Consider the following 24,264-nt stretch of genomic DNA (forward strand, 5'->3'; position numbering starts at 1 on the left):
CCGACAGCAGTGACTCCGCGAAGGATTACTTCCGCATGCGCTCACACAGATCCATCGCCGCCACCACATCTCTCGCCCTCGCCCTGGGCGGAGCCGTGCTCGCGGCGCCCACCGCCCAGGCGGCCCCGACGAGCACGGCCACCGTCGCCTTCGAAGTCAACCACCTGCGCTACAAGGCCGGCGCCGGACAGTCGAACCGCTTCACGGTCGCCGTGGACAGGGAGGAGAGGCCCGACTGGGAGTGGGGCTACTGGATCATCACCTTCCGCGACCGGGTCGACATCGCCATCGATCCGCGCGCGGCAGTCGAACGCGAGTGCACGTACCCCGATGCGACCGATCACAAGGTCGTCCAATGCGCCCAGGGTGTTTCCCCGCGCGGCGAGGACACGTTCATCTACGACGTCCACCTCGGTGACGGCGACGACACCGCGACGCTGCCCCCCAACTCCTTGTACTCGGGCATCTACGGCGGCTCCGGCAACGACGTCCTGCTCGGCAACGGCTCGGTCGAGCTCTACGGCGAGGACGGCAACGACCGCATCGTCGGCGGCGGCGGTCCCTGGGGCTTCGGTTCCCGCGGCGGCAAGGGCCACGACACCATGACCGACTGCTCGTACTGCAGCGGCGGCGCCGGCAACGACACCCTCACCGGTGGCACCGCCGTGACCAGGAACATCCTGGTCGGGGACTCCGGCAACGACATCCTGTACGGCAGGACCGACGCCGACGACCTCTTGGGCGGCGAGGGCAACGACAGGCTGTACGGCGGCAGGGGCAACGACACCCTGCGCGGCCAGAACGGCAACGACGTCCTCTACGGCGACCAGGACAACGACACGCTCTGGGGCAACAACGGCAACGACGTGCTACACGGCGGCCAGGGCACCGACAAGCTCTCCGGTGGCCCGGGCCGCGACAAGGTCCATCAGTAGGTCAGAACGTCGGCGGGTCGAACACCAGGTTCCGCCGCACGTCGGTCACGCTCACGCCCTCGGGAGCCCCGAACGCTTCGACGGTCACCAACGTGTTGTAGCCGTTGACCTCCACCGCCAAGTGGTCGCCGTCCGCCACCCGCAGGTCGATCCTCGCGCGGGGCACACCCGCGTAGTCCGGCATCCGATGGATCCGGGCCGCCGGGTAGTCGAGGGCCGTCAGCTTCTCGTGCAGCACCTCGTAGTCACTCGCCCCCGTGCCGCTGAACGCCTCACCGATGCGCTCCGCGTGCTGCTCGCCGCGGCACTTCTCGATGGCGGTCAGCGGCACCTCCTCGACGGAGACGGGCTGGGTGGAGTCGAGGTCCGTGGGCTCGGACACACCACTGGGGCGGGCCGGAGTGCAGTAGTCCGTGATGCTGTTCGCGAAGTTCAGGAACCGTGCCTCCGCATCGCTGTCGGTGGCGGCTGCCGCGTTCGCCGCGCCGTAGCCGGACAGGACGACACAGCTGAGCGTGGCCGCCAGCACAGACTTCACCAGGAAGGACTTCGGAAGGATTCTTGTCCGCATGGACGTACGATGCGGGCCGCCGGCAGTCGACCACATGAGTACCTGTACTCAATCCACCCTCAGCCACCCTCAGCCCCCCTCAGCCCCCCCCTCAGTCCACCAGATCCGCCGCCGTCAGCAGCCTCGTCAGATCCGTCCGCGACCGTACCTGCAACTTCCGGTAGATACGGGTGAGATGGGCCTCCACCGTCTTCCGCGACACGAACAACGACGCCGCCGCCTCCGTGTTGTTGAGCCCCCGTGCGATGGCCCGCGACACCTGGAACTCCTGCGGTGTCAGCTGGTCAAGGACCCCTCCCATACCGCCGCCGGTGGACTGCCCGGTGTTCAGCATCCCCCCGGCGGCGGCCAGTTCGCTCGCCGCCCGGCGGGCCCACGGCACCGCGCCCAACCGTTCGAAGCAGGCGAGAGCGGAGGCGAGGGGCGCGCGGGCGGCGCCGGGGCGGCGGTAGCGGCGCAGCACCTCCGCCTCGCACAGCAGCGTGCGGGCCCAGTCGAAGGGGCCCGTCGTCCGCTGGTGAGCCTGCAACGCCGCCCCGAAGCACGCCTCCGCCTCCTCCGGCGTCCCCGCCAGCAACCCCCGTACGCGAGCGGCCGCGGCCTCCGCCGAGGCGAGGCCCGTCTCCAGGGCCCGCTCCTCCAGCCACGTCACCACCTCACCGGCCCGCGCCGCGTTCCCGGCCCGTACGTGGGCCTCGGCCAGGTCCGCCGCGAACGGGACGACCTCCGGGTTCCCGATGCCCTGCTCGCGCGCCAGTGAGAACGTCTGCTCCAACTGGTCGGCCGCCGCGTCGTGGTCCCCGTACGCCAGGGCCGACAGACCCAGCACCGCCGTCATGTGGAACTCCTGGCAGCCGATCCCGTACGCCCCGCACTCCCGCCGGGCCCGCGCCACATGCTCCTCGCACTCCACGCGGTCGCCGCGCAGGGCTTCCAGCCGGGCCAGGCAGTAGAGCGCGTAACTCACACAGGTCAGCTGGCCCAGCTCCTCCGCCCAGCGCAGCGCCTCCGTCAGGTCACCGCGCGCGGACGCCCATTGGCCGATACGGGTCTCCAACTCGCCCCGTACCGCGAGCGTGAAGCCCAGCACGCCCACCGCGCTGTGCTGCCGCGCCGACTCGACCGCGGTGTTCAGCAGCCGACGGCCCCGTACGAACTCCTCCGCGCGGCTCCACGCCTGCCCGGCGATCGCGTACACCTGCTGGTCGCGGACGGGGTCGCCGCCGGTTCCGTGGCGGTCGGCGGCCTCCAGCATCTCGCGGCCCTCGGCGGTGCGGCCGTTCATGACGAGGGCGGCGCCGAGGAGGGTGAGGCTGTACCAGCGTTCGGGGCCGGAGGGCGAGGCGAGGGCCAGGGATTCCTCCGCCACCCGTACGGCCGCGGGGACGTGGCCGTCCAGGCGGGCCGCGGCCGTCGCCTCCGCCAGCAGCAGACAGGCGCGGGCGGGATCGGTGTCGCGTACGGATTCGGCGGCGTTCATGAGGAGGCCGTACGCCTGGGCGGTCTCGCCCTTCCAGGTGTACATACGGCCCAGCAGGCCCTGGATGGCGGCGCGCATCGCCGGGTCCGGGGTGATGCGCAGGGCCTCCTCGCACCACTGCGGGCCCGCCGGGGAGCCGCTGAGCAGGGCGTCGGAGGCGGCGTGGTGGAGGCGGTCGGCGCGGGGGGCGGGGTCGGGGGTCAGTTCGGCGGCGCGGCGCCAGGCCAGGGCGGACTCGCCGAAGGCATTGCGGCGGCGGGCCTCCAGCGCGGCGTCGGCGAGCGCGGCGGCGGCCTCCTCGTCGGGGCCGGGGGTCGCTGACGCCCGGTACCAGGCGTGCAACGGGCCCGTGCTCACCTCGGCCAGCGCGTGGAACGCGGCGAAACGGTGGGCGAGCGGGGCGCGGCCCAGCACCAGCGCGCGCAGCACCGGGTGGTGGAAGTCCAGCCCGTCGGCGGTGGTCGTGATCAGCCCGTCCTCCTCGGCGGGGGAGAGCGCGTCGAGCGAGAGCCCGGCCGCCTCCAGCGCCTTCCGCAACGGGCCCGCCGCCGTCGACCGGCTGGCGGCCAGGACGACGAGGGCCCGGCGGGCGGGGTCCGGCAGTCCGTCGATACGGGTCGCCCAGGCACGCTCCAGATGGCTCCCGAGGGAGGGCGGATCGAGCAACGGCCGCTCGCCCCGCGCCTGTTCGTCCGACAGCCCGCTCGCGATCTCCCACAGGGCGAGGGGGTTCCCGCCGCTGATGCGTACGAGGTCGGAGAGGACGCCCGGGGCCACGCGGCCGGCGAGGAGGGTGGCGCACTCCTCCGGCGCCAACCCGCCCACCTGCACCGTGGAAATGCCGCGCCGCGGCCCCGACTCGCCGTGGTCCTGCCTGGACCCGAGGGCGAGGGCGACGCGTTCGCTGGACAGCCGGCGGGCGACGAAGAGCAGGACGCGCTGGGAGGACGGGTCCACCCAGTGCAGGTCGTCGACCAGGACGACGACCGGGCGCTCCTCGCCGAGGGTGGCCAGCACGTTCAGGGCGCCCATGCAGGCGGCGTACGGGTTGCCGGGCGGGTCCGCCGAGTCGCCGCTCAACGCCAGGCAGGACTCCAGGGCGGCACGCTGGGCTCCGGGGAGTTCCCTGAAAAGGGACGAATGGGGCATGAGGAGGTCGCCCAGGGTGGCGAACGGAAGTACGGTCTCGGTCTCGATGCCTCGCGCCCGCAGCACCGTGGCGGGCGCCGCGCCCGACGTTCCGGCCGCCGCCCGCTCCGCCGCGTAGTCCAGCAGGGCCGTCTTGCCGATGCCGGGCTCGCCCCACAGGAGCAGTGCCGCCCCACCAGCACCTCCCGCCACGAGCAGGTCGTCCATCAGCCGGCGTTCCCTCTCCCGGCCGACGAGTTCCCGTGACAATGCGCCACCTCCTGGTGCCCGAGCGTGCTCGCCCCGCCCGCTCATCATGCCCCCATCAGGGCGGGCCAAGAAGGTCGCATGCCGAGGGAGTTGTGGGGAGATGTAGGGACTTCCCGGAAGCGCGGCGGCCCCGCACGGGCCTTCAATGGTCTCGCGGAACAAACAAGGGGAACAGGGAATCACGGGAACCCGGAAGCACGGGGGAACAGGGAAACACGGGGGAACAGGGAAACACGGGGGAACAGGGAAACACGGGGGAACAGGGAAACACGGGGGAACAGGGAAACACGGGGGAACAGGGAAACACGGGGGAACAGGGAAACACGGGGAATGAACCAGGTCGCGGAACTAGGGGGACGGCCCATGCCGGCATCCGTGGAACGCGGGGATCTCACCTCAGGGTCCGACCGGCTCGACTCGGTCGACATCAAGGTGACGTTCTCGGGTGCGGGCGCGGCCGCCGCGACCCGGGCGCTGGCGCCGGACATCGGGGGAGCCCGGCGCCGCGTCTACTTCTGTGAGGCCCTCGCCCGCTCCACGGCGCCAGGACAACTGCCGCTTCTGGATGCGGGGTTGATCCTGCGCCTACGGGCGGGGAGCGGGCGAGGTGGGGCCGCGACGGCGGAACTGTGGCCCTGTCGCCGGTCCCGGCTCTCGGAACGATGGCTGCGCTTCCGGGAGCAGGGACCGGACTCCTTCCACCTCGCGGACGCCTGGTCCGGCGACCGCCGGGTCCTGTCCGCCGCCCTCGTCTCCGACTGCGGCCGTACGGCGGTGGAGGCCGCCGCCACCGGCGCCCAGCCCCTGGAACTCGTCTTCTCCGACCGCCAGCGCGCCTTCCTCGCCGACTGCGCCGACATCACCTTCGGCTTCGGCTCCCTGAACATCCTCGGCCCCGTCCACACGGTCCGCTGGCACGGCGTACGCCTCGACCACCACGAGGTCACACTGGAGCGCTGGACTCTGGGCCGCGCCGCCGATCCCACGCTGGAGTGGCTGGAAGTCTCCAAACGCGTTTCCCCCGAGGGAGCCGAGGTGGTCCAGGCCTCCCTCACCGCCCTCCTGCGGGCGCAGGGCCTGGACCCCGACCTCGACTCGGGCTTCCGGGTGCGACAGGTGCTGGAGGCACTGGCGGCCACGTAGGCGCTCCGCTGGAGGGCCGGTGCTGCGGCTGCGGCTGCGTCGTGGCTGGTCGCGACCCATCACGACCTTGCGGACGAACGCATCGCAGCCACCGTTCCTGAAGGCTGAGCCGGAGTGAGTCCGACTCAGCCGCACGCCCCGAACGGTCTTGAGCGCTCCCCCAGACTTCGTCCGGGTGGACCCCCAGGTCCCCGGCGTACTCAACCCCGGGGCGGCGACACGCATCCTGTGCGTGGTCCGATCCCGGCAGGCCCCCGCGGCCGGAGGCCGCTATGGACACTGCCCTGTGCGACCTGGCCAGTTGGGTACGGCCAGAGGCGACGGGGAGGCCCCGAACCATCTCTCTGGTGGAGCGGGGGCCCCGCACGCCGGCGCCATATCCGGCGTCCCAGATCGCACGGCCACGTTTAACCCGGACGGCCCAGGGCGCCGCGAGCCAGGAAGCCGACCATCACACGATCGAGTTAAAGCGGTCTTATACGCACTCCTCGGCGAGCAGTTGCCAACCCCTTCTCCGGGGGTGCCGCAGGCAAAAGGCAGGAGCCCCTGCGCCGGAAGGCGTGGGGCTCCTTGGGTACTGCTCTCAGACGTCGTCAGAGGGGCATCCCTCAGATCAGACGGGGGTGACGTTCTCCGCCTGCGGGCCCTTCGGGCCCTGGGTCACGTCGAAGGAGACCTGCTGGTTCTCCTCCAGCGAACGGAAGCCGCTCGCGTTGATGGCGGAGTAGTGAACGAAGACGTCGGGGCCGCCGCCTTCCTGGGCGATGAAGCCAAAGCCCTTTTCGGCGTTGAACCACTTCACGGTTCCGGTAGCCATAAGCCCTCCTTGGGCCCAAAGGGTTGCCCTGCTCCAGAACCCTGCAAGTGTGAAAACAAGATGCCGCACAACTGCATACGTCTGAAAACGACGAGAGCCCGCGGTCACATGCTCCGCAGGCTCTGTACTGCAAGGGAAACCAAACTGCAACTTGCGGCGAGCCTAGCACGCGGGCAGGGGAAAGCAATAGAGAGCAAGATCACGTCACCCGGATGTTTGAGTGATCGTGGCGCCGGGTTGACACCGCCGCGCTGTGGCCTCGAAGCCCTCGCCCAGGGCCCCGGACCCCGCACCGTACTCCAAGAGGTCTAGTCTCGCGATGTGGACATTTCTCGCACCCGGCCGCGCGTGGGCCACATCCAGTTCCTGAACTGCCTGCCCCTCTACTGGGGGCTCGCGAGAACGGGCACGCTCCTCGACTTCGAGCTGACCAAGGACACCCCGGAGAAGCTCAGCGAGAAGCTGGTGCACGGGGACCTCGACATCGGGCCCATCACCCTCGTCGAGTTCCTCCGGCACGCCGATGACCTGGTCGCCTTCCCCGACATCGCGGTCGGCTGCGACGGGCCGGTGATGTCCTGCGTCATCGTCTCGCAGGGCCCACTCGAACGCCTGGACGGCGCACGCGTCGCCCTCGGCTCCACCTCGCGCACGTCCGTACGCCTCGCGCAGCTGCTGCTGGCCGAGAGCGTCGGCGTACGGCCGTCGTACTACACGTGCCCGCCCGACCTCTCGCTGATGATGCAGGAGGCCGAGGCGGCCGTCCTGATCGGCGACGCGGCGCTGCGGGCCAACCTGCACGACGGACCGAGGTTCGGGCTCGAAGTACACGATCTGGGCGCCCTGTGGAAGGCGTGGACGGGGCTGCCGTTCGTCTTCGCGGTGTGGGCGGTGCGGCGGGACTACCTGGAGCGGGAGCCCGAGGTCACGCGCCAGGTCCACGAGGCGTTCCTGGCCTCCCGGGACCTCTCCCTGACCGAGGTGGACAAGGTCGCCGAGCAGGCGGCCCGCTGGGAGGCCTTCGACGAGCGGGTCCTGGAGCGGTACTTCACCACCCTCGACTTCCGCTTCGGTGCGCCCCAGCTCGCCGCGGTCGCCGAGTTCGCGCGGCGCGTCGGCCCGACGACGGGATTTCCGGCGGACGTGAAGGTCGATCTCCTTTCCTGAACATTTCTCTCGGACGCTTTCCATATGTCGCCGGAAATTCGTTTGACGAATTCCGGGTTCTGTGGAAGGCGTGGCGGTCGTTCGTATTCCCCTTCGGGCGTACGGCACTACGCTGCTGGGGAGTCGTGTCGTGGAGAAGTCGGTACTACGGGGTCGGCAGTACGGGGGAGGAGTGCGGTCATGCAACCGCTCGACGTCGGCGAACCCACCGTCATGGGGCCCTACCGGCTGCTCGGCCGGCTCGGCTCCGGCGGGATGGGCCGGGTGTATCTGGGCCGCAGCGCGGGCGGCCGTACCGTCGCGGTCAAGGTCGTGCACCCGCACTTCGCGCTCGACGAGGAGTTCCGCGCCCGCTTCCGGCGTGAGGTGGAGGCCGCCCGGCGGGTGGGCGGAGCCTGGACGGCCCCCGTCCTCGACGCGGACCCGGAGGCCTCCGTCCCCTGGGTGGCGACCGGTTACGCGGCCGGCCCCTCCCTCGCCGCGGCCGTCGCGGACAGCGGATCGCTGCCCCCGCACTCCGTACGGGTGTTGGGCGCCGGTCTCGCGGAGGCGCTCTCCGCCGTGCACGCGCTGGGCCTGGTTCACCGCGACGTGAAACCCTCGAACGTCCTGCTGACCGTCGACGGCCCCCTCCTCATCGACTTCGGTATCGCTCGCGCGACGGACGGTACGGCGTCCCTGACCTCGACGGGCGTCTCCATCGGTTCCCCCGGCTACATGTCCCCCGAGCAGATCCTCGGCAAGGGCGTCACCGGCGCGGCCGACGTCTTCTCCCTCGGCGCGGTCCTCGCGTACGCCGCGACCGGCCAGTCCCCGTTCCCCGGCGACTCCTCCGCCGCCCTCCTCTACAAGGTCGTCCACGAAGAGCCCCAACTGGAGGGCGTGGAGGGCGAGCTGCGCGAACTCGTCGAACGCTGCCTCTCGAAGGAGCCCGCCGCCCGACCGTCCCCCGACGAGGTCGCCCGCACCCTGGCCCCCGACGGCGCCGCCCGCCTGGTGGCGGCCGGATGGCTGCCGGGCCCGCTGGTGGAGCAGGTCGGCCGCAGCGCGGTCCAACTGCTCAACCTGGAGGCGGTGGAGGGGGCGTCGCCGGCCTCGGGGCCGGTGGGGTTCAGCAGTCCGTCGGTGGGGGAGTCGGCCCCTTCGGAGAAGGCCGAAGCCCTCGCCGTCAGCGGGGTGTTCGGGCCGCCACCGGTCATGTCGCAGGCACCCGCCACGCACGTACCGGGCCAGCGTGTTGACGCCGCTGTACAGGACACCGCGCCACCCTCCCCGCCGGGCAAGCTCTCCCTGAGCGTGGCCGCGGCGTCAACGACCGAGGCGAACGGGCGTGGCCGCAAGGTGAGTTGTTCGATCGCCCTGGCGGTCGCGGGGGCGTTCGCAGCGGTCAGCGTGGGGTCGGTGTTCGTGTTCGGGATGGTGCGGGGCGAGGACGACTCCGCCGCCGGCGGCGGTGATTCGTACGATTCCGGGCCGATGGCGAGCGCCAGCCCGACCAGCTCGTCGCAGCCAGGATCGGGCGGTCCGGTGCCTCAGAAGCTTCTCGGCACCTGGGAGGGCGACGCCTACGCGCTGGACGGCAACCTTCCCGCCGGGACCTTCACGGTCACCCTGCGACAGGCCGAGGAGGGGGAGGAGTTGGGCACCTTCCGCTCGGTCGACCTCATCGGCGGCACCTGTGACGACAAGCTCGTCCTCAAAGAGGTCGCAGGGGAGCAGATCGTCGCGACGAGCATCGCCGATACGAAGAACAACCCCAAGACGTGCACCAAGAACACGCACGAGATCACGCTCACCCCGGTCGGCGACGAGCTCCAGTACACGTCCGACAACGCGGACGCGGGTGACCCGAAGGCCCGGCTGGCGAAGGTGAAGTAGAAGAAGTAGAAGGTGAAGCACGTGAAGCACGTGAGGCAGGGGACCCCGGCTCATAGGGTGGCCGCGTGGATCTCGACCTCTGGTTGATCGGGCTGACGGTGGCCGCCGCGTCGTGGGGCGCGGGAGCGGGCACGCTGCTGCCCCGGCCCGCGTACCGTTTCGCGGTCGACGAGGAGGAGCCCTGGCAGGACGAGTGCCCCGCCGGGCACCGGATCACCGGTGTCGCACGCGGCTGGCTCGGCCCCGCTCGATGCGCCGACCGCCCCGGCGACCCGGGCCCGGGATGCGTCTACGGCCCCAGCACCCGCACGGTCGCCCTGGTGACCGCCCTGGTGTGTGCCACCCTCGCCCTCGCCACCGGCACCCGCCCCGAACTCGCGGTCTGGCTGCTCCTCGCCCCGCTCGGCGTGCTGCTCACCCTGGTGGACGTCAGGGCGCAGCGGCTCCCGGACCCGCTGACCCTGCCGTTCGCGGGCCTGGCACTCGTCCTGCTGGGGGCGGTGGCGTTCATACCCGAGCACGCGGGCCAGTGGCGTACGGCGGCGTACGGCGCGCTCGCCCTCGGCGGCCTGTACTTCGTCTTCTTCCTCATCCGCCCCCTCGCCCTCGGCTTCGGCGACGTGAAACTGGCCCTCGGGCTCGGCGCGGCCCTCGGCTGGTACGGCTGGGGCGCGCTGTACGTCGGCACGTTCGCCGGTGCGCTCATCGGCAGCGGATACACGCTGGTGGCCGCGTTCCGGGGGCGGGCCAGGCGCCGGCAGCTGGTCGCACTGGGCCCGTTCATGATCGCGGGGGCATACGTGGGGCTGCTGCTGGAGGCGCACGCGGCCTGACGTCGGGGGATCCAAGGCCTGGCGTAGGCTGGTGCGGTCTGTCCACACCCCTTACGAAAGGGACGCTCCCGGTGACCGAGAAGGCCGACCTCCAGTCCGTTCTCGACCGTGCCGCCGAGGGTGGGCGGATCACGCCGGAAGAGGCGCTCGACCTCTACCGCGACGCGCCGCTGCACGCGCTGGGCGCGGCCGCCGACGCCGTACGCAGGCGGCGGTACGCGGGCACGGAGCACATCGCGACGTACATCATCGAGCGGAACATCAACTACACGAACGTCTGCGTGACGGCGTGCAAGTTCTGCGCGTTCTACGCCCCGCCGAAGGCCAAGGACAAGGGCTGGACGCGCGACCTCGACGACATCCTGCGCCGCTGCGCGGAGACCGTCGAACTGGGCGGTACGCAGGTCATGTTCCAGGGCGGACACCACCCGGACTACGGGGTGGAGTACTACGAGAAGCACTTCGCCGCCATCAAGAAGGAGTTCCCGCAGCTGGTCATCCACTCCCTCGGCGCGTCCGAGGTCGAGCACATGGCCCGTATCTCCAAGGTGAGCGTGGAGGAGGCCATCCAGCGCATCCACGCCGCCGGTCTGGACTCCTTCGCCGGCGCCGGCGCCGAGCTGCTCCCGGCCCGCCCCCGCAAGGCCATCGCGCCCCTCAAGGAGTCCGGCGAGCGCTGGCTGGAGATCATGGAGGCCGCGCACAACCTGGGCGTCGAGTCCACCTCCACGATGCTCATGGGCACCGGCGAGACCAACGCCGAGCGCATCGAGCACCTGCGCATGATCCGTGACGTACAGGACCGGACGGGTGGCTTCCGGGCCTTCATCCCGTACACGTACCAGCCCGAGAACAACCACCTCAAGGGCCGTACGCAGGCCACGATCTTCGAGTACCTGCGCATGATCGCCATCGCCCGCCTCTTCATGGACAACATCGCCCACATCCAGGGCTCCTGGCTCACCACCGGCAAGGAGGTCGGCCAGCTCTCCCTGCACTACGGCGCGGACGACCTCGGCTCGATCATGCTGGAGGAGAACGTGGTCTCCTCCGCCGGCGCCAAGCACCGCTCCAACCGCCTGGAGATCATCGACCTGATCAGGAAGGCGGGCCGCGTCCCCGCCCAGCGCAGCACCACCTACGAGCACATCGTCGTCCACGACGACCCGGCGAACGACCCGGTCGACGAGCGCGTCATGTCCCACATCTCGTCCACGGCGATCGAGGGCGGCACGGCCCACCCCGAGCTGAAGCTGCTGAGCACCAACTAGGGCGCACAGCTCGCATGCTGACGATTCATGCCGCCGACGAGGTGCGGTACACGTGGGACGACCCGGAGCCGATCAAGGACGGCGCCGTCGCGGTGCAGGGCATCCGGGTCCATGCCGTGGGGCCGCTGACGGAGGTCCAGCGGCAGTTTCCGGGCGCCCGCGTGCGCCGGTGGCCCGGTGTCCTGGGGCCCGCCCGCGTCCACGAGGGCCCGCTGCCGGACGCGCCGACACCCCGCGAACGCATCCACGCGGTGCTGAAGTCGGGGGCGGTCGCGGTACTTGAGGAATACGCGGCCACCCCTGAACTCCGCGCGGCCGCCGAACGGAACGACGTCGTCGTACTCCGTCGCACTCGCCTCACGGCGATCACCGAGATGGGCCGCGCCGACCTGGCCGTCTTCGATGAGTCCGGCGTGTGCATGGCCACGGTGTGCGCGGGGCGCCTTGTCCACCGGCGGCACTGAAGGGGCGCGGGGGTGTGACATCTGCGGCTCCGCCGCGGGGCGCGACCAGCCACATCCGACCCGCAGCCCGCAGACAACAGAACCGACCGAGCTCATCCGCTCCGCGGGTGGGTGGAGGACGTGGCGGAGAAGAAGAAGCCGAAGCCGTTGCCGTGACGGCGTACGGCCTGGACCGTGACGGCGTACGGCCCGGACCGTGACTCCGTACGGCCTGGACCGTGACGGCGTACGGCCTGGACCGTGACGGCGTACGGCCCGGACCGTGACTCCGTACGGGCCGGGCGCCGCCTGTGCGCGCGGCCCGTACTGCCACAATGACCCCGTGACACGCGCATCCCTGGACAAGCAGCCGCACGAAGTCGCCTCGATGTTCGACCGAGTGGCGAAACGGTACGACCTGACCAACGACGTGCTGTCCCTCGGACAGGACCGCCGCTGGCGCAAGGAGGTCGCGCGGGCGGTGGATGCCCGCCCCGCGCAGAAGGTTCTGGACCTGGCGGCCGGCACGGGCACCTCCTCGCTGCCCTTCGCCCAGACCGGCGCGTACGTCGTGCCGTGCGACTTCTCCCTCGGCATGCTCCAGGTCGGCAAGGAGCGCACCTCCTGGCTGCCGTTCACCGCGGGCGACGCGACGAGGCTGCCGTTCAAGGACGACACCTTCGACGCGGTGACCATCTCCTTCGGCCTGAGGAACGTGCAGGACACGGACGCCGCGCTGCGCGAGATGCACCGGGTGACCAAGCCCGGCGGCCGGGTCGTGATCTGCGAGTTCTCGCACCCGACGTGGACGCCGTTCCGGACCGTCTACACCGAGTACCTGATGCGCGCCCTGCCGCCGGTCGCCCGCGCGGTGTCGTCGAACCCGGAGGCGTACGTCTACCTCGCCGAGTCCATCCGCGCCTGGCCCGACCAGTCCGGCCTCGCCGAACGCCTGCGTGAGGCCGGATGGGACAAGGTCGCCTGGCGGAACCTCTCGGGTGGCGTCGTCGCGCTGCACCGGGGGTTCAAGAGCCACTCGTAGGGCCTCAAGGTTCACCCGAGAGGGGGATGTCCGAAAGGGCACCTGATTGACGGGAACCGGTCAACAGAAAACACCGTCCGTTGAATACGTCTGATTACGGCACGAGTTTTCTGGATGACGGAGCGTTCCATGGCGTCGTACTGCCCGCACTGCGGGACACCCGCTCCCGACGAGGCACGCTTCTGCATGAAGTGCGGGCGCGAGCGTGTGGCGGCAGCACAGCCCGAGACACCGCCTACCCCCAACACCGCTCCGCCGCCTGCCCCGCCACCGTCCGCCCCGCCCACCGCCCTACCCACCGGTCCGCCGTCGGTCCCGCCCGGCGCGCCCTTCGCGACGGCACCCGGCGTCCCTCCGTCGGCACCACCCGGCCCCCTACCGTCGATGCCCCCCGGCACCCCGCCGACCATGGCACCGCCCGTCGGTCCGCCGCCCCCTCCTCCCCTGTACGCCCCCGTCCCCGCCCGCCCTTCACCTCTGGGCGCCTTCTTCGGCCGGGCCTTCCGGGGCGACTGGGCCGGATCCGCACTGGCCGCGCTCTGGCCGGTCGGACTGCTGCTCGGCGCCGCCATCGCCCTGGCCATCCCCGACTACGGCCAGGGCGACGAGGACCTCGTCGGCTTCGGCGACCGCATGGGCATCGCCCTCGCCGCCCTCCTCCAGGGCCTCGGCGGCGGCCTCGAGGTCTCGGAGATCAACCCCGACTACTCCAGCGACATCCAGGCCGCGGAGGCCGCCTTCACCCTCTCCCTCGTCCCGCTCACGGTGACCGCTCTGTTCATCGGGGCCCTCTTCATCGGCGTACGGCAACTGCGTACGCGCCTGGCCACGCGGGCCGCGTACCCCGGTGTCGCCACCGGAGGCACGTGGGGTGGTGGGGGAGGAACCGGTGTCGGCGCCGGCACCGGCCGTACCGCCGGGCTCGAAGCGGCCGTACGGGTCACGCTGCTGGTGACCGTCGCCGTACTGCTGCTCGGGCTGTTCGCCCAGCCCACCGTCGCCCTCGCCGAGGTCTCGACCTCCCCCTGGCTCGCGGCACTGGGCGCGCTGCTGCTCACCGCCGCCGTCTCGGGCGCGCTGCTGCAACGCGACGACCTGGCCGCCTGGCTGGCCGTCCGCCCCGGCCCCCAGACCCTGTTCCGGGCGACCGGCACCGCCGTACGCGCCCTGGCGATCGTCCTCGCCCTCTGCTCACTCGTCGCCCTCATCGTCCTCGCCTCGGACAGCGAGTGGAAGTCCGACTGGGAGGAGGACGTCAACCCCCTCCTGATCGCCCTGCTCCTCCTCCCGAACATCGCCGTCAACATCCTCGGCATCTCCTGGGGCGCCTCCTTCGAGGGAGAGGTGGGCCGCTCGCGGTACGGCGACGACACGTCGTACGGAAGCGACTCGTCCGGCGACTACGGACTGGTGGAATCCGGCCCGTACGGCGGCTACGAGCGCGAGGCCTTCGGGCTCTCCGAACTGGGCGACGCCGTCAACTCCTGGGCGGTCGTGGGCGCGTTGGCACTGGGCGCCGTCTGTGCCCTCACCCTCGGCATCCTCGCGGCCCGCCGCTCCTCGGGCCGAGGCGAGCAACTCCTCGCGGCCGGCATCTTCTTCGGCCTGTTCCTGCTCCTCGCCGGCATCGGCGGCGTCACGATGGAAACCTCCGGCTCCGCCACGAGCAACCTCGGCAGCGAACTCTCCGCCGCAGGCCAGGTGGACGCCGGCCTCAACATCCCCGAAACCCTCCTCTTCGCCCTCCTCTGGACCTTCGGCGCGGCCTTCCTGGCGCCCTACCTGGTCCAGATGACCGGCGCACGCACGGCCGTGATCCCGGCCCCGATCCCGGCGATGCCACCCCACCCTTCATCCCCGGCCCCGTCGTACGAGATCCCCGTGGTCGAACTGGGCCACCAGCTACCGCCCACCGAAACCCCCAAGCCCCGCAGTCGAACGCTGGTGTGGACGATCACGATCACGGCGGCATTCGTCATCGGAGGAGGCGGAGCGGCAGCGGTATTGCTCTGGCAGAAATAGAGGGCGCCTGATAGTCGCAGGCCAACACCCGCGCTCCTTCAGGGGCGCGGGGCCGTATCGATATGCGGCTGCGCCGCGTGGGCGCGATCAACCACAACGAACCCGCACCCTGCAACGGCGCAGCAATCCCACCCCAGACGCAGCCCCGCACACCACCGCCCTACCGGAGAACCGCAAACGGATCCCCCGGCTCCTCCAACTCCCTGCGCAACCCGGGCGGAGGCCCACCCCGCCGAGGCTCCCGCACACCCCCACCCTCGTCACCCAACTCGAACCACACGGTCACCACAGCCCCCCGCGGCACCTCAACACCCGGCGGAGGGTACTGCCGTACGACGTAGTCCACGACGGCGAGCTCGAAGTCGGCCCGATCACCGGCGGCCAGCTGGACCCCACTCGCCTCGGCCGCCTCACGCGCGTCCACGGCCATCAGCCCGACGAGCCGTGGCACACGCACTTCGAACGACTTGGGTGTCAGGCGCACAGACGTTCACCCCCCAGCGGTATCGGAAGGGTAACCACCAAACACACCCATCCGGAAGCTCTGAGTGGCGATCTGCGTCAAATTGCTACTCTGGGTGACGACTTCGCGCTACAACGCCAGCCGATAACAGTGCCCCAGCTGCTGCGAGACAGGCGTCGTGTACGTCTCCGCCAGCTCCATGCCCAGCCGCCGGGTGACGGCAATGGACCGCTCGTTCCGGGCGTTGACCATGGCGACGACGCTGCCGATGCCCGCCGCGCGCACCCGCTCCAGGGTCAGCATCGCGGCAGCGGTCACGTACCCCTTGCCCCAGTGCTCGCGGGCCAGCCGCCAGCCGATCTCGATCTCGCCCGTGGGACCCCACTCCCGGGGCCACGGCTGGGCGCCGGTGAAGCCGATGGCCCGTCCCTCCTCGTCGAGCATGGTCCACAGACAGAACCCGTACTCGGCGTCGTGACGCCGCTGGCGCGCGGTGAGCTCCTCGTAGACGGACAGCTCGGCGGACCTGCCGCCATGGAACTCCATGACGTCGGGATCGTCGAAGATCCGGTGCCACGTGAAGGCGTCCTCGTCGGTGGGGACGCGCAGCCGTACGTCGGGCAGAGCTCGGTTCACAGGGGCAGCCCTTCAGCCGGTGATCGGTACCGCTGAATAGACTGCCCATGTCCGACGCCTGTCGGCACATGTTTTCTGGTCTTCCAGTTTCTGGTCTTCCAGCAGGTTTCCGCGTTTCAACTACCTCGTTCCCACTACCTCTTGGGGAGAACCCGTCGTGACCGAGCCCCAGCCCCTTACCGAACACACCGCCGATGTGATCGTCGTCGGGGCCGGACCAGCCGGTTCCACCACCGCGTACTACCTGGCGAAGGCCGGGCTCGACGTGCTGCTCCTGGAGAAGACCAGCTTCCCGAGGGAGAAGGTCTGCGGCGACGGACTCACACCCCGCGCCACCAAGCAGCTCGTGTCGATGGGCATCGACATCTCGGAGGAGGCGGGCTGGCTCCGCAACAAAGGGCTGCGGATCATTGGCGGCGGCGTCCGCCTCCAGCTCGACTGGCCGGAACTCGCCTCCTACCCGGACTACGGACTCGTCCGCAAACGCGACGACTTCGACGAGCAGCTCGCCCGCCAGGCCCAGAAGGCCGGCGCCCGCCTCCACGAGAACTGCAACGTCAGCGGCCCGGTCATCGACGACCGCACGGGCCGCATCACAGGTGTCACGGCCAAGCTCGGCGACCCCGACTCGGGCGAGAAGCGCGAGGTCACCTTCCACGCGCCGCTCGTCGTGGCCGCCGACGGCAACTCCACCCGCCTCTCCCTCGCGATGGGCCTGCACCGCCGCGAGGACCGCCCGATGGGCGTCGCCGTCCGCACGTACTTCACCTCCCCGCGCCACGACGACGACTACCTGGAGTCCTGGCTGGAACTGTGGGACAAGCGGGGCCCGGGCGAAGACCGCCTCCTCCCCGGCTACGGCTGGATCTTCGGCATGGGCGACGGCACCTCCAACGTCGGCCTGGGCGTCCTCAACACCTCCGACTCCTTCAAGGAACTGGACTGGCGCGAGGTCCTGAAGGCCTGGTGCGCCTCCATGCCCGAGGAGTGGGGCTACACCCCCGAGAACATGACCGGCCCGATCCGCGGCGCCGCCCTCCCCATGGCCTTCAACCGCCAGCCGCACTACACCAAGGGCCTCCTCCTCGTCGGCGACGCCGGTGGCCTGGTCAACCCCTTCAACGGCGAGGGCATCGCCTACGCCATGGAGTCCGGCCAGATCGCCGCCGACGTCATCGTCCAGGCCCACGCCCGCGCCACCCCCGGTCAGCGTGAACTCGCCCTCCAGCGCTACCCCCAGGTCCTCAAGGACACCTACGGTGGCTACTACACGATGGGCCGCGCCTTCGTGAAGCTCATCGGCAACCCCAAGATCATGAAGCTGGCCACCCAGCGCGGCCTCACCCACCCGTTGCTGATGAAGTTCACCCTCAAGCTCCTCGCCAACCTCACCGACCCCACCGGCGGCGACGCGATGGATCGCATCATCAACGGCCTCTCCAAGGTCGCACCGAAGGCGTAGTCCTACGGCCGTAAGGGGTGTTGACGAGCGCGGTGTGAGGATGCTGTGCGTGAGCGGGGCGTGACCTTCCGTCCCCTCACGCACCTCCTTACCCTCCCGTGCCCATGACAACAGAACGCCTACCCGCCTCGGTGCACCCCCGGGAGCAGTCCGGCGCCACGGGTGACACCGCCGGCTCCGGCCACACCCGCAGACATTTCCTCGCGGCCGCGGGAGCCTCGGGAGCGGCGACCGCCGTCGGCCTCGCCTTAGGAACCTCCGCTCCCGCGCACGCCTCCCCGGCAGCCGCGGGCAAACGTGTCGCTGTCCTCGGCGGCGGAGTCTCCGGCCTCAGCGCCGCCCACGAACTCGCCGAACGCGGCTACACCGTCACCGTCTACGAGTACTACGACGCCCTCGGCGGCAAGGCCCGCTCGATGGACGTCCCCGGCACGGCGGAGGGCGGACGCAAACCCCTCCCCGGCGAACACGGCTTCCGCTTCTTTCCCGGCTTCTACCGGAACCTGCCGGACACCATGCGCCGCATCCCCTTCCCGGGCAACGCCGACGGTGTTCGCGGCAACCTCCGCAGCGGCACCGAGGCCCTCTTCGCCCGCTCCGGCGGCCGCCCCGACCTGCACTTCCCGCTCCGCCGGGCCACCACCCCACCCGCCCCCGGCGACATCACCCCGTCCTGGATCCGCGACCAGATCCTCTCCGCCCTCGACCTCGGCACCCGCCTCCCCGCCCACGAGGTCGCCTACTTCGCGAACCGCCTCCTCATCCACCTCACCAGCTGCGACGCCCGCCGCGAGGACGAGTGGGAGAAGACCAGCTGGTGGGAGTTCATCCGGGCCGGGCAGATGAGCGAGGAGTACCGGACCGTCCTCGGCATCGGCCAGACCCGCAACCTCGTCGCCACCCGCGCCGAGGTCGCCTCCACCCTCCCCCACTCTCGGCTTCGCTCGAGCGGGAGGTACCCCCATGGTCGGCCGGATCATCGTCGAGGCCCTCCTCCTGTGGGGCCTGCTCGGCCGGGGCATGGACGGCCCCGACGCCGATGTCGACCGTGTCCTCAACGCCCCCACCAGCGAGGCCTGGATCGACCCCTGGGTCACCCACCTCCGTGCCCTGGGCGTCGAGTTCGTGACCGGCACCCAGGCGCGGGAAGTGGTGTACGAGTCCGGCCGCGTCACCGGCGTACGCGTCTCCGACCGGGACGGCGGGGCCGTACGCACCATCACGGCCGACCACTACGTCTCCGCCCTGCCCGTCGAACACGCCCGCCCCACCTGGGGCCCGGCCCTGCGCGCCGCCGACCCGCAGCTCGCCCGCTGCGACGCGCTGGAGACGGACTGGATGGTCGGCATCATGTTCTACTTGCGCACCCCCACCCCCGTGGTGCACGGCCACATCAACTGCCTCGACTCACCCTGGTCGGTCACCGCCATCGGCCAGGCCCAGTTCTGGGACGGGCGGGACTTTCCGGCCGACTACGGCGATGGCCGCGCCCGGGACTGCCTCTCGGCCATCATCTCGGAGTGGGACAAACCAGGAATCCTGTACGGCAAGACGGCCCGGGAGTGCACGCGCGAGGAGGTCGTCGCCGAGTGCTGGGCGCAACTCAAGGACGCTCTCAACGACTCCGGCAAGACCACGCTCACCGACGACGACCGCCTCGGCTGGTTCATGGACCCGGCGGTGACCGGCCTCGGCGGCCCCGACCCACAGAACCGCGAACAGCTCCTGATCCACCCCACGGGCACGCTCTACAACCGCCCCACGGCACGCACGGCCGTACCGAACTTCTTTCTCGCGGGCGACTACGTCCGCACCGATGTGGACCTGGCGACGATGGAGGGCGCCAACGAGTCCGCGCGTCTGGCCGTCAACGCACTGCTCGACGCAGACAATTCGGACGCCGAGCGCTGTGAGATCAAGGAGCTCTACAGGCCCCCGGAGATGGAGCCCCTGAAACGCGTCGACGAGACCCGCTACCGGCTGGGCCTGCCGAACACCTTCGATCTGGGCTGAGGACGCCCTGTGAGGCCGCTGTGGCCCTCTTTGCGGGCAGCACGGAGGGCCACTGTCCCCGAACGGGAGAGCGGCCCTCCGAAAGGCGCCTGTGTGACCGCGCGGGTCAGAGCACGCGCACCGCACCCGTCGCCGGGTAGCCGGAGAGGTCCTGGATGACGACGCCCTTGGAGGGGTTCGCCGCGTCGAGGTACTGGCCGTTACCGATGTAGACACCCACGTGGTACGCGGAGCCCTTGGAGCCCCAGTACAGGATGTCGCCGACCTGGAGGTTGGACAGCGAGACCTCGGTGCCGACCATCGACTGGTCCTGCGAGACCCGGGGGAGGTCCACGCCGACCTGCTTGAACGCGGCCTGGACCAGCGAGGAGCAGTCCCACGCGTCGGGGCCGGCGGCGCCCAGGACGTACGCGTCGCCGAGCTGCGCCTTGAGGAAGCTGATGACGGTACCGACGCTGCCGCTGGCGGGCGCGGTGGTGGTGTCGGTGGACGTGAGGGTGGTCCGCTCACTGTCCCGCGAGGCGCGCTCGGCGGCGGCCTTCCGCTCGGCCTCGGCGGCGGCCTTCTTACGGGCCTCCTCCTTCTTCGCCTTGGCCAGGTCCTTCTCGGCCTGCTTGGCTGCCTCTTCGGCGGCCGCCTCACGCTCGGCCTGCAGTTGGTAGCCGGCCGCCATCTGCTGCGTGGCGTCGGCGGACTGCGCGGCCTGCGTGGCCAGGTCGGCCGTAAGGGTGGGCAGTTCGAGCGTCTGCGTCACCGGCTCCGCGGCGAACGCCTGCGCTGACGCACCGGCCACTGCCGCGGTGCTGAGGACGCCACCGGCGACTCCGGCACGCACCGCGATCGAAGGCGCGTTACGGCGGGGCTTCCGGTGGCTGCGTATGTGAGCGGTGTGGGACATGGGTACAAGCGGTACCAGGGGCTGCTCCATACCTTCAAGAAACGTGTCCTGCGCCACAGTTGTTCAACGGAGGCCGCAAATTCCCTGTGCGTCACTCTTTACTTGACGCCATAACGGGCATTGCGGACACGCTCGATCAAGCCTGTGATCATGCGCTTTCGTGATTTCGTCCGAATTGCCCTGTGCTTACCATTGATTGCGGCGAGTGGCCAAGCCCGGTTGATTTGATCTCACTCCGGTGTGGCGCAGGTCACGGAACGGTCACCGATCCGGCCGCGTCTCGCGTGTGGCCGCCCTCGTTCGACGCTCGTGAATGCGTGCACGCGTCCACATCGGTCACAGGATCCCCCTCTGATGTGTGAATGCGGGCCACTATCAAGTGGTCCCGTCCAGCACCAATTTGCATGCAGCGGAACTCTCTTGGTATTGAGACGCCTCTCGTGACCTGCGATAACGAGTGAAAATGTCACTTCTGATGATCACTCTGACGCTTCGTGTACGAAGATCGTCGCTCATCCGGCTTCATGATCCTTCGTCAGGTGGTAGAGATCACAAACTCGGTGCCGTACCCCGTGTCGCAGATCACAGACCCGCAGGCATAAGATGCACGACAGTTGGGCTTGTGACCTGCTTCACATGTTCGCGATCTTCGCCGGGGACCAGCGGGGCTCGTGGGACAGGTGGGGCAGGAGTGCCGGTCCACGCAATCCGCCAGCAGTCAGTGCCGACTGAGAGGAGCGAGGAGCGGTGAACGCGTATGCGCCCATCCTCGTACTGGGAGCCCTCGGGGCAGGCTTTGCGATCTTCTCCGTGGTCATGGCCACGCTGATCGGCCCGAAGCGCTACAACCGGGCCAAGCTCGAGGCCTACGAGTGCGGAATCGAGCCGACCCCCACGCCGGCCGGCGGCGGGCGTTTCCCCATCAAGTACTACCTGACGGCGATGCTCTTCATCGTCTTCGACATCGAGATCGTCTTCCTCTACCCCTGGGCCGTCACGTTCGACGCCCTGGGTGTTTTCGGGCTCGTGGAGATGCTGCTCTTCGTGCTCACCGTCTTCGTCGCCTACGCGTACGTCTGGCGGCGCGGCGGCCTGGAATGGGACTGAGGGGCCTTTAAGCCATGGGACTCGAAGAAAAACTGCCGAGCGGTTTCCTGCTGACCACCGTCGAGCAGGCCGCGGGCTGGGTACGCAAGGCGTCCGTCTTCCCCGCCACCTTCGGCCTCGCCTGTTGCGCCATCGAGATGATGACGACGGGCGCGGGCCGCTACGACCTGGCGCGCTTCGGCATGGAGGTGTTCCGCGGATCGCCGCGCCAGGCGGACCTGATGATCGTGGCCGGCCGGGTCAGCCAGAAGATGGCGCCGGTCCTGCGGCAGGTCTACGACCAGATGCCGAACCCGAAGTGGGTGATCTCCATGGGGGTCTGCGCATCGTCCGGCGGCATGTTCAACAACTACGCGATCGTCCAGGGCGTCGACCACATCGTCCCGGTCGACATCTATCTCCCCGGCTGCCCGCCACGGCCGGAGATGCTGATGGACGCGATCCTCAAGCTCCACCAGAAGATCCAGACCTCCAAGCTCGGCGTGAACGCCGAGGAAGCGGCCCGCGAGGCCGAAGAAGCCGCGCTCAAGGCGCTCCCCACCATCGAGATGAAGGGGCTGCTGCGATGAGCGACACCAACAACGGCGTCAACCCCGAGAAGGACCTCGGTGCCTCCAACCTCCCCGGCCAGCGCGGCGAGGGCGGCGAGGAGATCCGCGTCCAGCGCGGCATGTTCGGCGCCGACAACGGCGGCGACACCTCCGGCTACGGCGGCCTCGTCCGCTCGATCCGGCTTCCGGGTGCGGCCACCCGCCCCTACGGCGGCTGGTTCGACGAGGTCGCCGACGAACTGGAGGGCGCCCTGGAGGAACAGGGCCTGGTCCCCGAGAACGTCATCGACAAGACGGTCGTCGACCGAGGCGAGCTCACCTTCCACATCGAGCGCGAGTACCTGCTCCGCGTCGCCCAGACCCTCCGCGACGACCCGGCCCTCCGCTTCGAACTGTGCACCGGTGTCTCCGGCGTCCACTACCCCGGCGACAAGGGCCGCGAGCTGCACGCCGTCTACCACCTGCGCTCGATCACCCACAACCGGCTGATCCGCCTGGACGTCTCCGCCCCCGACGCCGACCCGCACATCCCGTCGCTCGTCCCCGTCTATCCGACCAACGACTGGCACGAGCGCGAGACGTACGACTTCTTCGGCATCGTCTTCGACGGCCACCCCGCGCTGACGCGGATCATGATGCCGGACGACTGGCAGGGCTTCCCGCAGCGCAAGGACTACCCCCTCGGCGGCATCCCCGTCGAGTACAAGGGCGCCCAGATCCCGGCTCCGGACCAGCGGAGGTCGTACTCATGAGCGCCCGCCCGTCGCCCGACCACCGCCCCTCAACGACTCCCTTCGGGAGGCTGTGATGACTGCATCCGCCGCTTCCGCGCGCGAGACCACCGAGGGCACCGTATATACGGTCACCGGCGGCGACTGGGACGAGGTCGTCGAGACCGCGGCCCGCGCCGACGACGAGCGCCTGATCGTCAACATGGGCCCGCAGCACCCCTCCACCCACGGTGTGCTCCGGCTCATCCTGGAGATCGAGGGCGAGACCGTCACCGAAGCCCGCTGCGGCATCGGCTACCTCCACACCGGCATCGAGAAGAACCTCGAATTCCGCACGTGGACCCAGGGCACCACCTTCGTGACGCGCATGGACTACCTCACGCCGTTCTTCAACGAGACGGCGTACTGCCTCGCCGTGGAGAAGCTCCTCGGCATCGAGGACCAGATCCCCGACCGCGCCACGATCATCCGCGTGCTCCTCATGGAGCTGAACCGCCTCTCCTCCCACCTGGTGTGCATCGCCACCGGCGGCATGGAGCTCGGCGCCACCACGATCATGATCTACGGCTTCCGTGATCGTGAACTCATTCTCGACATCTACGAGCTGATCACCGGCCTGCGCATGAACCACGCGTACATCAGGCCCGGCGGACTCGCCCAGGACCTGCCGCCCGGCGCGGTGGACCAGATCCGCGAGTTCGTGAAGAAGATGAAGAAGAACCTTCCCGAGTACGACAAGCTCGCCACCGGCAACCCCATCTTCAAGGCCCGTATGCAGGACGTCGGCTACCTCGACCTGTCCGGCTGCATGGCCCTCGGCGCCACCGGCCCGATCCTCCGCTCCGCCGGCCTCCCGCACGACCTGCGCAAGGCCCAGCCGTACTGCGGCTACGAGACATACGACTTCGACGTCCCGACCGCCGACACCTGCGACTCCTACGGCCGCTTCCTGATCCGCCTGGAGGAGATGCGCCAGTCGCTGCGCATCGTCGAGCAGTGCCTGGACCGGCTGCAGCCCGGCCCGGTCATGGTCGCCGACAAGAAGATCGCCTGGCCCGCCCAGCTCGCCCTGGGACCGGACGGCCTGGGCAACTCCCTGGACCACATCAAGAAGATCATGGGCACCTCCATGGAGGCCCTGATCCACCACTTCAAGCTGGTGACCGAGGGCTTCCGCGTCCCGCCGGGACAGGCGTACGCGGCGGTCGAGTCACCCAAGGGCGAACTCGGGGTGCACGCCGTGTCCGACGGAGGCACCCGCCCCTTCCGGGTCCACTTCCGCGACCCGTCCTTCACCAATCTGCAGGCCATGGCGGCGATGTGCGAGGGCGGCCAGGTCGCCGACGTCATCGTCGCCGTCGCGTCCATCGACCCCGTGATGGGAGGCGTCGACCGGTGACCAC

At 70.0% G+C, this 24,264-nt stretch carries 20 protein-coding genes and 1 pseudogene; 15 read left to right on the forward strand and 6 right to left on the reverse strand.

The annotated features are described in order from the left end of the window. Nucleotides 1–35: 35 nt before the first annotated feature. A complete protein-coding gene (locus CES90_RS23875; RefSeq protein WP_189783265.1) occupies nucleotides 36–935 on the forward strand; it encodes a calcium-binding protein in 900 nt (299 codons plus the stop codon). A 1-nt stretch (nucleotide 936) separates the two neighbouring features. On the opposite strand, the gene CES90_RS23880 is transcribed toward CES90_RS23875, so the two are convergent. Further along, on the reverse strand, nucleotides 937–1,506 hold the full coding sequence (locus CES90_RS23880; protein ID WP_229913834.1) for a hypothetical protein: 570 nt from the start codon (nucleotides 1,504–1,506) through the stop codon (nucleotides 937–939). A gap of 91 nt (nucleotides 1,507–1,597) precedes the next feature. Then, nucleotides 1,598–4,384, reverse strand: coding sequence for a helix-turn-helix transcriptional regulator (locus CES90_RS23885; protein WP_229913833.1), 2,787 nt, complete (start codon nucleotides 4,382–4,384; stop codon nucleotides 1,598–1,600). A gap of 363 nt (nucleotides 4,385–4,747) precedes the next feature. On the opposite strand from CES90_RS23885, the gene CES90_RS23895 reads away from it, so the two are divergent. After that, nucleotides 4,748–5,527: a hypothetical protein gene (locus CES90_RS23895; RefSeq protein ID WP_229913832.1), complete on the forward strand. Its 780-nt coding sequence runs from the start codon at nucleotides 4,748–4,750 to the stop codon at nucleotides 5,525–5,527. Nucleotides 5,528–6,140: 613 nt separating this feature from the next. Here CES90_RS23895 and CES90_RS23900 read toward each other — a convergent pair. Continuing rightward, nucleotides 6,141–6,344, reverse strand: a complete 204-nt coding sequence (locus CES90_RS23900; protein ID WP_003992177.1) for a cold-shock protein — start codon at nucleotides 6,342–6,344, stop codon at nucleotides 6,141–6,143. A 321-nt stretch (nucleotides 6,345–6,665) separates the two neighbouring features. Here CES90_RS23900 and CES90_RS23905 point away from each other — a divergent pair, with 321 nt between their 5' ends. The 7 genes from CES90_RS23905 to CES90_RS23935 all read left to right on the forward strand — a co-directional run bounded on the left by CES90_RS23905 (nucleotide 6,666) and on the right by CES90_RS23935 (nucleotide 15,000). Beyond that, nucleotides 6,666–7,511, forward strand: a complete 846-nt coding sequence (locus CES90_RS23905; RefSeq protein ID WP_189783262.1) for a menaquinone biosynthetic enzyme MqnA/MqnD family protein — start codon at nucleotides 6,666–6,668, stop codon at nucleotides 7,509–7,511. A 180-nt stretch (nucleotides 7,512–7,691) separates the two neighbouring features. Next, nucleotides 7,692–9,389 (forward strand): serine/threonine-protein kinase, encoded by a 1,698-nt coding sequence (locus CES90_RS23910; protein WP_189783261.1) that lies wholly within the window; start codon nucleotides 7,692–7,694, stop codon nucleotides 9,387–9,389. A 65-nt stretch (nucleotides 9,390–9,454) separates the two neighbouring features. Next, nucleotides 9,455–10,222 carry a prepilin peptidase gene (locus CES90_RS23915; RefSeq protein ID WP_189783260.1) on the forward strand — a complete coding sequence of 256 codons (768 nt, stop codon included), beginning with the start codon at nucleotides 9,455–9,457 and terminating at the stop codon, nucleotides 10,220–10,222. 71 nt (nucleotides 10,223–10,293) lie between these two features. Next, nucleotides 10,294–11,493 (forward strand): cyclic dehypoxanthinyl futalosine synthase, encoded by a 1,200-nt coding sequence (mqnC, locus tag CES90_RS23920; protein WP_189783259.1) that lies wholly within the window; start codon nucleotides 10,294–10,296, stop codon nucleotides 11,491–11,493. Between the two features lie 14 nt (nucleotides 11,494–11,507). After that, complete coding sequence (locus tag CES90_RS23925; protein WP_189783258.1) at nucleotides 11,508–11,957, forward strand: hypothetical protein; 450 nt, start codon at nucleotides 11,508–11,510, stop codon at nucleotides 11,955–11,957. A 322-nt stretch (nucleotides 11,958–12,279) separates the two neighbouring features. Further along, nucleotides 12,280–12,978, forward strand: a complete 699-nt coding sequence (locus CES90_RS23930; RefSeq protein WP_149826040.1) for a demethylmenaquinone methyltransferase — start codon at nucleotides 12,280–12,282, stop codon at nucleotides 12,976–12,978. Nucleotides 12,979–13,107: 129 nt separating this feature from the next. Next, on the forward strand, nucleotides 13,108–15,000 hold the full coding sequence (locus CES90_RS23935) for a zinc ribbon domain-containing protein (protein ID WP_189783407.1): 1,893 nt from the start codon (nucleotides 13,108–13,110) through the stop codon (nucleotides 14,998–15,000). Between the two features lie 160 nt (nucleotides 15,001–15,160). On the opposite strand, the gene CES90_RS23940 is transcribed toward CES90_RS23935, so the two are convergent. Together CES90_RS23940 and CES90_RS23945 are read right to left on the reverse strand one after the other, a co-directional pair. Next, entirely contained in the window at nucleotides 15,161–15,484 is a 324-nt protein-coding gene (locus CES90_RS23940; protein WP_189783257.1) for a PASTA domain-containing protein, read from the reverse strand. A 108-nt stretch (nucleotides 15,485–15,592) separates the two neighbouring features. After that, entirely contained in the window at nucleotides 15,593–16,099 is a 507-nt protein-coding gene (locus CES90_RS23945) for a GNAT family N-acetyltransferase (protein WP_189783256.1), read from the reverse strand. A 157-nt stretch (nucleotides 16,100–16,256) separates the two neighbouring features. On the opposite strand from CES90_RS23945, the gene CES90_RS23950 reads away from it, so the two are divergent. After that, the gene (locus CES90_RS23950) at nucleotides 16,257–17,561 is read left to right on the forward strand and encodes a geranylgeranyl reductase family protein (RefSeq protein WP_189783255.1); all 1,305 of its coding nucleotides are present in this window, start codon (nucleotides 16,257–16,259) and stop codon (nucleotides 17,559–17,561) included. A 104-nt stretch (nucleotides 17,562–17,665) separates the two neighbouring features. Then, nucleotides 17,666–19,574, forward strand: a pseudogene (locus CES90_RS23955) (hydroxysqualene dehydroxylase). Between the two features lie 106 nt (nucleotides 19,575–19,680). Here CES90_RS23955 and CES90_RS23960 read toward each other — a convergent pair. Next, nucleotides 19,681–20,502, reverse strand: a complete 822-nt coding sequence (locus CES90_RS23960) for a C40 family peptidase (RefSeq protein ID WP_189783254.1) — start codon at nucleotides 20,500–20,502, stop codon at nucleotides 19,681–19,683. 717 nt (nucleotides 20,503–21,219) lie between these two features. On the opposite strand from CES90_RS23960, the gene CES90_RS23965 reads away from it, so the two are divergent. From CES90_RS23965 to CES90_RS23980, 4 genes are read left to right on the forward strand one after another with little or no spacing between them, the layout of a single operon-like run. Beyond that, nucleotides 21,220–21,579, forward strand: a complete 360-nt coding sequence (locus tag CES90_RS23965; RefSeq protein ID WP_007383963.1) for an NADH-quinone oxidoreductase subunit A — start codon at nucleotides 21,220–21,222, stop codon at nucleotides 21,577–21,579. 14 nt (nucleotides 21,580–21,593) lie between these two features. After that, a complete protein-coding gene (locus CES90_RS23970) occupies nucleotides 21,594–22,148 on the forward strand; it encodes a NuoB/complex I 20 kDa subunit family protein (protein ID WP_003998928.1) in 555 nt (184 codons plus the stop codon). Continuing rightward, nucleotides 22,145–22,882 carry an NADH-quinone oxidoreductase subunit C gene (locus CES90_RS23975; protein WP_189783253.1) on the forward strand — a complete coding sequence of 246 codons (738 nt, stop codon included), beginning with the start codon at nucleotides 22,145–22,147 and terminating at the stop codon, nucleotides 22,880–22,882. The genes CES90_RS23970 and CES90_RS23975 overlap by 4 nt, the downstream gene beginning before the upstream one ends. 55 nt (nucleotides 22,883–22,937) lie before the next feature. Beyond that, complete coding sequence (locus CES90_RS23980; RefSeq protein WP_189783252.1) at nucleotides 22,938–24,260, forward strand: NADH-quinone oxidoreductase subunit D; 1,323 nt, start codon at nucleotides 22,938–22,940, stop codon at nucleotides 24,258–24,260. Nucleotides 24,261–24,264 lie beyond the last annotated feature (4 nt).

The sequence above is a fragment of the Streptomyces capitiformicae genome (genome assembly GCF_002214185.1).
Classification (GTDB): Bacteria; Actinomycetota; Actinomycetes; order Streptomycetales; family Streptomycetaceae; genus Streptomyces; species Streptomyces capitiformicae.

Excerpts from the sequence above, each read along its gene's own strand:
- CES90_RS23935 (WP_189783407.1), top strand. The coding sequence starts at position 13,108 with ATGGCGTCGTACTGCCCGCACTGCGGGACACCCGCTCCCGACGAGGCA.
- CES90_RS23975 (WP_189783253.1), top strand. The coding sequence starts at position 22,145 with ATGAGCGACACCAACAACGGCGTCAACCCCGAGAAGGACCTCGGTGCC.
- CES90_RS23910 (WP_189783261.1), top strand. The coding sequence starts at position 7,692 with ATGCAACCGCTCGACGTCGGCGAACCCACCGTCATGGGGCCCTACCGG.
- CES90_RS23970 (WP_003998928.1), top strand. The coding sequence starts at position 21,594 with ATGGGACTCGAAGAAAAACTGCCGAGCGGTTTCCTGCTGACCACCGTC.
- CES90_RS23925 (WP_189783258.1), top strand. The coding sequence starts at position 11,508 with ATGCTGACGATTCATGCCGCCGACGAGGTGCGGTACACGTGGGACGAC.
- CES90_RS23895 (WP_229913832.1), top strand. The coding sequence starts at position 4,748 with ATGCCGGCATCCGTGGAACGCGGGGATCTCACCTCAGGGTCCGACCGG.
- CES90_RS23880 (WP_229913834.1), bottom strand. The coding sequence starts at position 1,506 with ATGCGGACAAGAATCCTTCCGAAGTCCTTCCTGGTGAAGTCTGTGCTG.
- CES90_RS23875 (WP_189783265.1), top strand. The coding sequence starts at position 36 with ATGCGCTCACACAGATCCATCGCCGCCACCACATCTCTCGCCCTCGCC.
- CES90_RS23960 (WP_189783254.1), bottom strand. The coding sequence starts at position 20,502 with ATGGAGCAGCCCCTGGTACCGCTTGTACCCATGTCCCACACCGCTCAC.
- CES90_RS23900 (WP_003992177.1), bottom strand. The coding sequence starts at position 6,344 with ATGGCTACCGGAACCGTGAAGTGGTTCAACGCCGAAAAGGGCTTTGGC.
- CES90_RS23980 (WP_189783252.1), top strand. The coding sequence starts at position 22,938 with ATGACTGCATCCGCCGCTTCCGCGCGCGAGACCACCGAGGGCACCGTA.